The organism is Kitasatospora sp. NPDC043950, assembly GCF_056435345.1.
Genome location: NZ_JBWKER010000021.1, coordinates 46,448 through 58,201, shown reverse-complemented (window position 1 = coordinate 58,201; position 11,754 = coordinate 46,448). Strand labels below are relative to the sequence as shown.

Annotated in this window: 8 protein-coding genes; 4 read left to right on the top strand and 4 right to left on the bottom strand. The window is 73.9% G+C overall.

Features of this window, described 5'->3' with window-relative positions; genetic code table 11:
- Window positions 1–221 precede the first annotated feature (221 nt).
- The 3 genes from AC07BF_RS16210 to AC07BF_RS16200 all read left to right on the top strand — a co-directional run bounded on the left by AC07BF_RS16210 (window position 222) and on the right by AC07BF_RS16200 (window position 7,661).
- Window positions 222–2,666, top strand: coding sequence for an endo-beta-N-acetylglucosaminidase (locus tag AC07BF_RS16210; protein ID WP_478333509.1), 2,445 nt, complete (start codon window positions 222–224; stop codon window positions 2,664–2,666).
- An 82-nt stretch (window positions 2,667–2,748) separates the two neighbouring features.
- Complete coding sequence (locus AC07BF_RS16205) at window positions 2,749–6,969, top strand: glycoside hydrolase family 38 N-terminal domain-containing protein (RefSeq protein WP_478333508.1); 4,221 nt, start codon at window positions 2,749–2,751, stop codon at window positions 6,967–6,969.
- Entirely contained in the window at window positions 6,966–7,661 is a 696-nt protein-coding gene (locus AC07BF_RS16200; protein WP_363581816.1) for a DUF7158 domain-containing protein, read from the top strand. The genes AC07BF_RS16205 and AC07BF_RS16200 overlap by 4 nt, the downstream gene beginning before the upstream one ends.
- Window positions 7,662–7,720: 59 nt before the next feature.
- Here the strand turns inward: AC07BF_RS16200 and AC07BF_RS16195 are convergent, their stop codons facing one another.
- The 3 genes from AC07BF_RS16195 to AC07BF_RS16185 form a co-directional block, all read right to left on the bottom strand.
- Window positions 7,721–8,836: an eCIS core domain-containing protein gene (locus AC07BF_RS16195; protein WP_478333507.1), complete on the bottom strand. Its 1,116-nt coding sequence runs from the start codon at window positions 8,834–8,836 to the stop codon at window positions 7,721–7,723.
- Between the two features lie 338 nt (window positions 8,837–9,174).
- Entirely contained in the window at window positions 9,175–9,534 is a 360-nt protein-coding gene (locus tag AC07BF_RS16190) for a YybH family protein (RefSeq protein WP_363628379.1), read from the bottom strand.
- Window positions 9,531–9,833, bottom strand: a complete 303-nt coding sequence (locus tag AC07BF_RS16185; protein WP_363581822.1) for a muconolactone Delta-isomerase family protein — start codon at window positions 9,831–9,833, stop codon at window positions 9,531–9,533. Before AC07BF_RS16185 ends, AC07BF_RS16190 begins: the two co-directional genes overlap by 4 nt.
- 86 nt (window positions 9,834–9,919) lie before the next feature.
- On the opposite strand from AC07BF_RS16185, the gene AC07BF_RS16180 reads away from it, so the two are divergent.
- On the top strand, window positions 9,920–10,405 hold the full coding sequence (locus tag AC07BF_RS16180) for a hypothetical protein (protein WP_478333506.1): 486 nt from the start codon (window positions 9,920–9,922) through the stop codon (window positions 10,403–10,405).
- Here the strand turns inward: AC07BF_RS16180 and AC07BF_RS16175 are convergent.
- Complete coding sequence (locus AC07BF_RS16175) at window positions 10,354–11,592, bottom strand: cytochrome P450 (protein ID WP_363628383.1); 1,239 nt, start codon at window positions 11,590–11,592, stop codon at window positions 10,354–10,356. The two genes, AC07BF_RS16180 and AC07BF_RS16175, sit on opposite strands and share 52 nt — an antisense overlap.
- Window positions 11,593–11,754: the final 162 nt, after the last annotated feature.

Here is an 11,754-nt window from a genome sequence, read left to right as displayed (position 1 = left end):
GGTGTTTTCAGCTCACTGACCCTCCTCCCCCCACACCCACCCCCCCCCCCCCCCCCCCCCCCCCCCCCCCCCCCCGCCTCCCCCCCCCCCCCCCCCCTCCCCCCCCCCCCCCCCCCACCACGGTCACCCCGCCTCCTCGCGCACCGCCACGCCCACATGCACCCGGCCCGTCCACGCCGACGGCCCGCCCCCACCCACCTCCGCTCGATCGGAGCCACCGCATGTCACGACGGATACCCCTGCTGCTCAGCGCCGCCCTCGCGGCCGCCGTGCTGGGTGCCGCCCCCGCCGCCCACGCCGGGCCGCAGGCGCCCACCACCCCGGCCGCCGGCACCCCCGGCACCCAGCCCTACGCCTCGTACTGGTACCCCTCCACCATCCTCAACTGGGACCCGGCCACCGACCCGGACGCCCGCTTCAACCGCTCCCGCGTCCCGCTCCAGCCGCGCACCAGCGACCCCGCCCTCAAGGCCAACCCCAACGCCCGCACCGGCGAAGGGAAGATCGCCTCCCTGGTCTCCTTCGGGCCCACCTCCAACAACCCCTCCCAGGGCTCCGCCGACCCCAACTACTACGCCTTCGGCTACTGGCAGTACGTCGACAAGCTGGTCTTCTGGGGCGGCTCGGCCGGCGAGGGCCTGATCCTCGCCCCCAACCCGACCGTCATCGACGCCGCCCACCGCAACGGCGTCAAGGTCTACGGCACCGTCTTCTTCCCGCCCGCCGCCTACGGCGGCCAGCTCCAGTGGCTCCGCGACTTCGTCCAGAAGTCCGGCAACAGCTACCCCGTCGCCGACAAACTCGCCCAGGCCGCCCAGTACTACGGCTTCGACGGCTGGTTCATCAACCAGGAGACCGGCGGCGGCGATTCGGCCCTCGCCACCGAAGTGCGCAACCTCATGCAGTACAGCAAGGCCAAGAGCGGCACCGAGTTCATGTGGTACGACGCCATGACCACCTCCGGCTCGGTCAACTGGCAGAACGCCCTCACCTCCGCCAACTCCCCGTTCCTCCAGGACGGTTCGAAGCGCACCTCGGACTCGATGTTCCTGAACTTCAACTGGAGCTCCGGCGGCCTGAACTCCTCCCGCGCGCTGGCCCGGCAACTCGGCCGCAGCGAGTACGACCTCTACTCCGGCATCGACACCGAGGCCAACGGCTACAACACCGGCGTCGACTGGAAGTCCCTCTTCCCGACCGGCCGGCCGCACACCACCTCGCTCGGCCTCTACCGGCCCGAATGGACCTGGAAGTCCGCCACCGACCGGGCCGACTTCTACGCCAAGGACGCCCGCTACTGGGTCGGCGCCGACAACGACCCGTCCAAGGCCAACCCCTCCGACAACTGGCCCGGCCTGGCCGGCTACGTCGCCGAGTCCTCGCCGATCACCGCCAAGCCCTTCGTCACCAACTTCAACACCGGGCAGGGGGACTTCTACAACTCCGCCGGCACCCGGGTCGCCACCGGCGGCTGGAACAACCTGTCCCTCCAGGACGTCCCGCCGACCTACCGGTGGATGGTCGACTCCAGCGGCAGCAAGCTCACCCCGTCCGTCGACTTCACCGACGCCTACCAGGGCGGCTCCTCGCTGCGCCTCACCGGCACCCTGGACGCCGCCAACACCGTGCGGCTGTACGAGACCAAACTGCCCGTCGCCGCGAACACCAAGCTGGACCTGGTGGTCAGGACCCCGGCCGCCGGGCCCACCAAGCTCAAGGCCGCGGTCTCCTTCACCGACGCGCCGAACAGCTTCACCACGATCGACGTCGGCGCCAACTCCGGTACCGGCTGGGAGCGGCACACCCTCGACCTCGCCCCGTACGCGGGCCGTACCATCGCCCAGCTCGCCCTCCGGGCCGACGGCTCCGACCCCGCCTACGACGTGCGGATCGGCCAGATCTCCGTCCACGACGGCGACGTGGGCGCCCCGGCGGCGCCCAGCGGCCTCACCGTCCTCGGCGCGAGCGACGTGACGGCGGGCTCCAGCCAGTCGCTGCGGCTCTCCTGGACGGCCGCGCCCGGCGGCGACGTCCACCACTACGAGGTGTACCGGCGCAACGCCGACGGCAGCCGGACCTTCCTCGGCGCGACCCCCAACGACGCGTACTACGTCGGGCGGCTCGACCGGGCCGGGACCGAGGACGCCACCACCCTCGACGTCGAGGCCGTCTCCACCACCTACGGCCGCTCCACCGCCGCCTCCACCACCGTCGGCTGGACGGGCACGCCGCCCGCGACCGGCGGCAACCTGGCGCTGAACCGCCCGGCCACCGCCTCCGGCCAGTGCAACGCCGGCGAAGGCCCGGCCAAGGCCGTCAACGGCAGCGTCAACGGCGGCACCGGCGACAAGTGGTGCAGCCTGAACAGCTCCAAGTGGCTCGAGGTGGACCTCGGCTCGGCCAAGCAGCTGTCGAAGTTCGTGGTCAAGCACGCGGGCGCCGGCGGTGAGAGCGCGGCCTTCAACACCCGCGACTTCTCGATCCAGGTCCGCTCGAACACCACCGACCCCTGGACGACGGTCGCCGACGTCACCGGCAACACCGCGGGCACCACCACCCACCCGGTGACCACCACCGCCCGCTACGTCCGGCTGGTCGTCACCAAGCCCACCCAGAACACCGACCCGGCCGCCCGCATCTACGAGTTCGAGGCCTGGGGCCAGTAACCGGGCACGTCAGCAACTCCCGCCGGGCGCGGCACCCAACCCCGCGCCCGGCCCCCGCACCTGCACCGAAAGGACCCTCCCCGTGCCGGTCACCATCACCGCCGTCGAGAACACCGACCTCTTCACCGGTCCCGAGGAGGCCCCGCGCCAACTGCTGCGGGTCACCCTCGACGGCCCGGCCGCCCGGATCACCGTCAGCGGCCCGGGCGTGCGCGGCGAGGCGACCGGCACGGGGCTGGTCGAAGTCCCGTTGGAGCTCACCGGCGCCCCCGAGCCGGGCACCGAACTCCCCGTCACCGTCGAGGCGGAGGGCGCCTCCGTGGACGCCCTGGTGGAGGTCGCCGAACCCGGCTGGACGATGTTCCTGGTCTCCCACTTCCACTACGACCCGGTCTGGTGGAACACCCAGGCCGCCTACACCTCCCCCTGGGAACTGCTCTCCGCCGACGCCACCACCCGGCCGCTCTGGGAGCGCAACGGCTTCGCGCTCGTCGACGCGCACATGGACCTCGCGCTGCGGGACCCGGTGTACAAGTTCGTCCTCGCCGAAGTCGACTACCTCAAGCCGTACTTCGACCAGCACCCCGAGCGCCGCGAGACCCTGCGCACGCTGCTCGAGCGCGGCCAGGTCGAACTCGTCGGCGGCACCTACAACGAGCCCAACACCAACCTGACCGGCGCCGAGACCACCATCCGCAACCTCGTCTACGGCATCGGCTACCAGCGCGACATCCTCGGCGGCGACCCGCAAACCGCCTGGCAGCTCGACGTGTTCGGGCACGACCCGCAGTTCCCCGGCCACCTCGCCGCGGCCGGCCTCACCGGCAGCGCCTGGGCCCGCGGCCCCTTCCACCAGTGGGGCCCGATCCAGAAGAACTTCCGCGAGGCCAAGGACGACGCCCGGGTGATGCAGTTCCCGAGCGAGTTCGAGTGGATCGCCCCCTCCGGCGAGGGCGTGCTCACCCACTACATGCCGCACCACTACTCGGCCGGCTGGTGGATGGACTCCTCCCCGGACCTCGCCACCGCCGAACAGGCCGTCTACGAGCTGTACCGCAAGCTCAAGCCCGTCGGCGCGACCAGGAACCTGCTGCTGCCCGTCGGCACCGACTACACCCCGCCCAACAAGTGGGTCACCGAGATCCACCGCTCCTGGGCCGCCAAGTACCTCTGGCCGCGCTTCGTCTGCGCCACCCCGCGCGACTTCCTCGACGCCGTCCGGGCCGAACTCGCCGCCACCGGCCGCCGGCCCAGCCCGCAGACCCGCGACATGAACCCGGTCTACACCGGCAAGGACGTCTCGTACATCGACACCAAGCAGGCCCAGCGGGCCGGCGAGGTCGCGGCCGCCGACGCCGAGAAGCTCGCCACCCTCGCCGCCGTCCACGGCCTGGGGCAGTACCCCACCGCCGCCCTCGACAAGGTCTGGCGCCAACTCGCCTACGGCGCCCACCACGACGCCATCACCGGCTCCGAGTCCGACCAGGTCTACCTCGACCTGCTCGGCGGCTGGCGAGAGGCGCACGACCTCGCGGCCGCCGTCCGGGACCAGGCGCTGGACGCGCTGACCGCGCGGATCTCCACCGCCGGCGTCGGTCCGGAGGGGGCTGGCGGGTCGGCGGTGGCCGCCGGTTCGGCCGTGGTCGTCACCAACACGCTCTCCTTCGACCGGACCGACCTGGTCGTCGTCCAACTTCCCCCGCAGACCGGGGCGGTACGGGTGCTCGACGACCGGGGCGAGCCCGTGCCGAGCACCGTCGACCGGGGGGCCCTGCGCTTCCTCGCCGCCGACGTCCCCGCGCTCGGCTGGCGCACCTGGCGGCTGGTGGAGGGCCCGGCGGCGGAGCCCTGGACGGCGGCCGAGGGGGTGGTGATCACCAACGACCGCTACCGGGTGAGCGCCGACCCCGTCCGTGGCGGCGGCCTGTCCTCCGTCCACGACCTCCTGCACGACCGGGAGTTGATCCAGGGCGGCCGGATCGGCAACGAACTGCGGGTCTACGAGGAGTACCCGCAGCATCCCGACTTCGGCGAGGGCCCCTGGCACCTGGTGCCCAGCGGACCGGTGCGCGGCTCCGGCACGGCCCCGGCCGACGTGCGCCGCGAGACCGGCCCGCTCGGCGAGCGGCTGGTGATCGGCGGCACCGTCGACGGGATCCGCTACGAGCAGACCGTCACCCTGTGGCGCGGCCTCGACCGGGTCGACTGCCGCACCCGGGTCGTCGACTACTCCGGCGCCGACCGGCTGCTGCGGCTGCGCTTCCCCGTCGACCTGCCCGGCGCGCTGCCGGTCAGCGAGGTCGCCGGCGCCGTCGTCGGGCGCGGCTTCGCCCTGCCCGACGTCGACTCCGCCGAGGCGCCGTGGACCTTGGACAACCCGGCCAACACCTGGTTCGGCCTCGGCGCCACCGCGCGCGCCGTGCTGTCCGATCCGGCCGGATCGCCGCTGGGGGAGCGGGCGTTGGGCGTCGCCGAGGTGGTCGTGCCGAGCCTGGACGACGCCGCCGACGCCCGCCCGCTGGTGGTCGCTCTCGCCCGGGTCGGCGTCACCGCCACCACCTCCGGCGCCGACTGGGCCCGGTACGGCTGGCTGGACGTCGACTCCAACCTGCCCGACTTCCGGATCGTCCTCGGCGGGCCGGAAGAGAACGACGCCGCACGGGAGTTGATCGAGCGGGCCGGCGAGGAGTACGCGAGCGTCCTCAAGACGCACGGCGCGGTGTGGGTGCCCGCACTCACCCCGCTCGCCGAGGTCTGGCAGCCCGGCGCCGACCTGCGGGACCTGCGGGCGCTGCCCGCACTGGTCGTCACGGACGCCGCCGCGCTCGTCGCGGACCTCGCCGACGCCCGGATCGGCGCCGTCTGCCCGTCCGACGTTGTGGACCAACTCGCCGACCACACCGTCGCGTTGCTCAGCTTCGGCCTGCCCGGCTTCGCGGTCGACACCACCGGAGCCCTGCACCTCTCCCTGATGCGCTCCTGCACCGGCTGGCCCTCCGGCGTCTGGATCGACCCGCCCCGGCGCACCCTGCCCGACGGCGCCTCCTTCCAACTCCAGCACTGGACGCACGAGTTCAGTTACGCACTGGTCGGCGGCCCGGGCGACTGGCGGAGCCAGACCCTGCCCGCCCAGGGCCAGGAGTTCAACCACCCGCTCCACGCCCGGATCGCGCCGCCGCAGGACGGCCCGCTGCCGGCCACCCTCTCCTGGCTGCGGATCGAACCGCAGCGCGAAGTCCTGCTCGGCGCGCTCAAGCCCGCCGGCAACCCCATCGCGCACGGCTCGGCGGCGGCCGTCGGGCGCGAACTCGCTGTCCGGCTGGTCGAGTCGACCGGACTCGGGCGCACGGCGGAACTCGGCGGCGCACTCGGGCTGAGCCACCTGCGGCCCGCCGACCTGCTGGAACGCCCCCTCGGCGAGGACGTCGAACGCGTCGACCTCGCCGGCTCGCAGATCGCCACCCTGCTCGCCGCCCCGGGCGTCGCCGCCGAGCCCGGCGGCCCGGTCCTCGGCCCGGTCGCCGAACCCGCGCAACCCGTCCACGCCCGCTACTGGCTGCACAACCGGGGCCCGGCGCCGCTCGGCTACCTGCCGGTCTCCGTCGGCGCCTCGCCCGGCCTGCTGCGGACGGACGGCGAGGCGGTCGAACTCTCCGTCGCCCTGTCCTCACAACTGCGCGACGCGGCGGTCGAGGGCACGGCCGTCGTCCTGCCGCCCGAGGGCTGGCAGACCAGCCTCGGCAGCCGCCCCTACCGGCTGGAGCCCGGCGGCCACCTGCGCTTCCCGGTCACCCTCACCCCGCCCGCCGAAGTCCTGCCCGGCCTGCACTTCGCCGCCGTCCGGATCGTGCACGACGGCCAGGAGATCGAGGACGTCGTGACCATCGCCGTCGGCGACCTCCCCAACCTGCTGCCCGTCCCCGGCGACGCCCCCGAGGACTGGACGATCGCCCAGGGCACCAAGGCCACCACCGGCCGCGACACCGGCCTGGACGTCGCCGTCTCCGAGGAGACCCTGCGCGTCACCCCGGGCGGCCGCACCACCCTCGGCCTCACCCTCACCAACCGCACCCGCGGCGAGATCCGCGGCGAACTCCAACTCGTCTCCCCCTGGGGCACCTGGGACGCCATCGCCGACCCGGTCCGCGGCTTCACCGTCCCGGCCGGATCGTCCTCGACCGTGGCCTTCGAGATCGCCGCCCCCGAATCCACCGACCCCGGCGCGTACTGGGCGCTGGCCAAGGTCATGTGGTTCGGCCGCTGCCAGTACTCCCCGACCGTCGCCCTGGAGGTGGAGGCATGACCCTCGGTCTGCTCGACGGAAAGCCCCTCCCGCGCGCCGCCCTCGACCACCGCCTCGCCGCCCTCCGCACCGGCCCGCGCTCCACCGCCCTGCCCCAGCCCGGCAGTTCGGAGGACCGCCAGCTCAGCCGCTGGGTCGCCCAGGTGCTGCTGACCGAGGCGTTGTGCGAGGCGGTCGCCACCGAGCGCGACCTGCCCGTACGGTCCACCGGCCCGGCCCGCCTGGACCAGCAGGCCGCCGTCGAACTCGGCTCCATCACCGCCGCCGCCTACGAGGGCAGCCCAGCCGTCCGAGCCGTCTACGCGGCGGTCACCGCCGACGTCGAACCCTCCGCCGCCGACGTCGCCCACTACCGCACCCTGACCACCCGCCCGCCGTCGGCCGTCTGGCACCTCGCCCTGCCCGACGGCGAACTCGACGCCGACCCCGACACCCTCCCGACCGCCCTCGCCGAAGCCCTCCGCGAGGCTCCGCCCGGCACCTGGGTCACCGCCGGCCCCTGGAGGGCCGCGCTCCGCTCCGTGCACACCGTCACAGAGGAGCACGACCCCACCGCCGACCTCACCGAGGCCGCCCGCCGCGCCGCCTTCGTCCGCTGGCTCGACCACGAGCGCGCCCGACGCCTCACCCTCGTCGAGGGATTGGAGCACCCCGGCGACCCGGCCCAACCCGACAACCACCACCGCCACTGAGACGCCACCGCTGCCGACCTCGCCGGGATCACCAGCGAGGTCGGCAGCGGAACGGGCGGTCAGACGATCTTGCAGGGCGCGTACGCGGCGCCCAGCTGAACGGCCGCGCCCAGGCGGTGGTTCCCGTCCTGGATGCTGATGCCGCCCCCGTCGACCCGGATCTTGATCGGTTCGAGCGCGGCGCTGTTCTTCATGCCGGTGACGGCGGCACTGAGCCGCTTCTCGTCGAGCCCGCCCGCCACCGTCTGCGCACGACCGCTGGCCTGCCGCAGCAACGCGACGCTCACCTCGACCAGTTGGCCGGGACGCACGCCCTGCGCGGCGAAGTCCTGCAACTGGTCGATCTGTGCGCCCTCGAAAGTCCCGGCACCGGCCCGGACGTGGTAGCTGGAGTCCCGCTGCCGGTTGACGTGGCCGCTCAGGTCCGCCTGCGCCTGCTCGGGGCCGACCTCCATGTTGACGAGCTTGTAGTAGGTCTCCAGGCCGTCGTCGACCTTGATGTACCCGTAGCTGCCGTCCTCGTCGAAGATCACGCGTTCCTCGGAGCCCGCGAGCTGGTAGATCTTCTCGTAGTGCTCGTCGGTCAGCTTCTGGTCCAGGATGAGCCGCATGCCCGGATAGTCGGCGTCGACGTGGGTGTGGTCGCCCTCCTCCTCGGCGGGCTTCGCCGTGGGGCGCCGCTGCACCGAGGGCTCGCCGGCCTGCGTGCCGTGCGCGTGGGCCGCGTGCTCCGCTTCGGACTCCCGGGCGAGCGGCCGGGACAGCACCCGGGAGGCGTTCGCCTCGGCCTCGCGCTCGTAGCGGTCCGAGGGGTCGCTGACCCGCAGCCCGCTCCCGTTGTCGGTGCCCGCGACGGGGCCGCTGCGCTGCTGGATGACGTGGGTCAACTCGTGCGCGAGCGTGTGCTTGTCGCCCCCTCCATCACCGAGGACGATGTGGCTGCCCGAGGTGTACGCGCGGGCGCCGATCCCCGCCGCCGACTCCCGGGCGGTCGCACCCGTGTGCAGCCGGACATCGGAGAAGTCCGCGCCGAGCCGGGTCTCCATCTCGGCCCGGATCCCGTCGGCCATGGGCGTGCCGGGGCTCCTCAGCACCTCGTGGACGGCAGAGCGCTGCACGTCGGCCGCGGCTTCGTCGTGCTGCTCCAGCATCCGGCTCACCGCGGCATTGCCCACGGCCCGTTGCATGGCGGTGAGCGCCGCCGGCGTCACGGCCCGGGCACCGGAGGGCAGCCGGGCGGGAGCCGTGGGCCGACTGGTACGGCCCGGTCGTCGGTCGGTGGCAAACGCACTACCGGAGTCATGGGCACGCACAGGTAAGGCCCCTTCGAGGGATCGTCGACAGTCCCTCCCAGTCTGTTCGACCCCGCACCTCCGGCGGAAGGTACGCCAGGGCAACGTCCGATGTCCCCCGGGGCCACCTCCCCCGTCAGCCCGCCGAGCTGGGTGCTCGGCGGGCCGGGTTCACGACGTGGTGTGCGACGGATCGCGGCGATGGGATGTGTCGGCGCAGTTCAGGGCAGCAGCGAGACCTGGTAGTGGGCGATGGACCAGCCGTCGTCGGAGCGCCGCAGCAGGACGCCGAGGTTGACGGTGAGGGTGGGGCGGTCGGAGAAGGCGAAGTCGACGCTGTGGTAGCCGAGGAGGAGAGTCGGGGTGAGCCGCCGGGACTCCAGGATGCGGTAGTCGGCCGTCATGCCGGGGGGCTGGGAGGCGTAGTAGGCACCGATGCCGGCCCGCCCGACAGTGTACGGGTGGAGGCCCTGGAAGATCGCGTCCTCGGTGAAGCAGTCGGCTGCCTGCTCGGGTTCGTGGGCGTCGACGGCGGCCTTCCAGCGGTTGAGGACGCCGCGCAGCACGGCTTCGTCGCTCATCGGGCGCCTCCCGTGCCGGGGTCGTTGGGGTGCGGGGCGAGCGGGGTGACGGTGTCCTGGCGCCATACCCGCAGGGGCATGGAGGCGAGCGCCTGTTCCAGCCGCGTCTCGTCGGGGGCGCTGAAGAGGCCCCAGGTGCGCCATTCGCCGGGGGCGAGCGGCGGGCGCCAGAGCCGCAACAGGGCACCCTGGGCGGCGAGTTCGCGCGACCGCTGGGCCTCGCGGGCCCGGATGTCGGCGACCGCGTCCTCGGTGGTTCCGTCCGGGACGGTGGTCACCATGTCGACCAGGAATTCCATCGGTGTCCTCTCGTTCGGGGCTTACCGGAGTATCGAGGGGCGGCGCGGTCGCCGGTGCGGAGCCACGCCGGTCACGGCCGGGCGTCGTGGCCGGCGCCCATGCCGATGCCGATGCCGATGTCGAGGATGCCAGCCCGGAGCGGAGCACCGGCGGCCGGGGCGAGCATGACGCCGAGCAGGCCGAGGACGCAGACGGCCACCACGGCCAGGAGGTGCGGCCGCTGGTCGGTGCGGGCGGCGGCGAGGACGGGGGCGAGGAAGCCGCCGTGATGGCGAGCGAGCAGGCGGCGGAGCGGAAGGCGCTGCTGGCGGCGCAGCGGGACGAGATGACGGCCCGCGCCCGCCGTCTGGAGCGCGCCGCGGCCGTCCTGACCCACATGCTCGACTGCCACCGCGACCGCCCGCTGGACTGCCCGGTCACCCACGCGCACATCCACGCCCGCGTCGACGCCGCCCTCGCCGGCGAGGAACTGGCCGACGACTTCCTCCCGCCGGCGACCGGGACCGCGACCGGGATCGGTCAGCCCAGCACCGCCGGCGTCGGCCCGTCGGGGCGGACGGTGATGCTGTAGGCGGAGCCGGTCGGGACGGATCGGAACCGCACGGTGTGGGCGGGCAGCAGGAGTTCGAGCAGCGCGGTGGTCTCGCGGACGGCGAACTGGGTGCCGAGGCAGGCGCGGGCGCCGAGGCCGAAGGGGAGGTACGCGCCGAGCTGGGCGGGGCGGGCGCCGGTGGCGGTGAAACGGGCGGGGTCGAAGCGTTCGGGGTCGGGCCACAGGGCCGGGTCGCGGTGGGTGAGGTAGGGGCAGACCAGGACGTCGGTGCCGGCGGCGATGCGGTGGCCGTCGATCACGTCGTCCTCGACGGCGTGCCGGGGGAGCAGCCAGGCCGGGGGGTAGAGCCGCAGGGCCTCGCTGACCAGGGCCTGCGGGTCCGCGCCGCGCGCCTCGGGGTGGCGGTCGAGGAGGAGGAAGAGCCAGGTCAGGGTGGTGGCGGTGGTCTCGTGCCCGGCGACGAGCAGGGTGACGAGTTCGTCGCGGATCAACCGGTCGGTGTACTCGGGGTGTTGGGCCGAGGCGTCGAGCAGGACCCGCAGCACGCCGGGCTCCTCGGCGTCGGTCGCCGAGCGCGCCGCGTCGATGGCGGCCAGCGCGACGGCGTCGATCCGGGCGAGGTCGGCGGCGACGGCGTCCCGGGCGTCCCCGGCGTCCGTGGGCAGGGTCGGCATGGCCGCCACCACCCGTTCCACAGAACGGAGTTCATGGTCGGTGCGGTCGTCCAGCGGCAGCCCGGTGAGGGCCCGCCAGACGGTGTCGAGGGCGAATCCGCGCATCTCCTCGCCGAGGTCGAAGGTCTCGCCGCTGCGCGCGTACCCCTCCCAGCGGTCGGCCGTCCGGCGGGCGGCGGCGGCGATCCGCTGCTCGTAGCGGCGCATCCCGGTGCCGGTGAACTGGGATTGCAGCAGCCGCCGTTGGCGCTTCCAGGCGTCCCCGGTGGCGGAGAGCACGCCGTCGCCGACCAGCATCCGCGCGCGGTGCGAGCGCTTGACGTAGCGGTCGGGGTGGCGGCCGAGCACGTGCTGCACGGCGGCCGGGTCGGTGACCAGCACGGTGGGCGTGGGGCCGAGCCGGAAGGCGGCGATGCCGCCGATGCCCCGCTGCGCCCGGGCGAGCAGGTCGACGAGGTCGGCCTCCTCGCTGCGCCACTGCTCGACGGCCTCGGCGGCCAGCTCCGGTACGGGGCGGGTGTCGGTGGTCACCAGGAGTCTCCTCGGGGGTCGGCCGTCGTGGGCGGGCGGCCCGCCCCGCAGCCGACTGTACGTCAGCCGAGTGGCGGCCCGGTTACGCCGGGTGACCCGGGGGTGTGCCCGGCACACGGCTGCGCCGCGATCCGTCCCCCTCGACGGACCGCGGCGCAGCGG

What these genes read in the sequence shown, in the direction of transcription:
- AC07BF_RS16210 (WP_478333509.1), top strand. Translation starts at nt 222, where the DNA reads ATGTCACGACGGATACCCCTGCTGCTCAGCGCCGCCCTCGCGGCCGCC.
- AC07BF_RS16200 (WP_363581816.1), top strand. Translation starts at nt 6,966, where the DNA reads ATGACCCTCGGTCTGCTCGACGGAAAGCCCCTCCCGCGCGCCGCCCTC.
- AC07BF_RS16190 (WP_363628379.1), bottom strand. Translation starts at nt 9,534, where the DNA reads ATGAGCGACGAAGCCGTGCTGCGCGGCGTCCTCAACCGCTGGAAGGCC.
- AC07BF_RS16185 (WP_363581822.1), bottom strand. Translation starts at nt 9,833, where the DNA reads ATGGAATTCCTGGTCGACATGGTGACCACCGTCCCGGACGGAACCACC.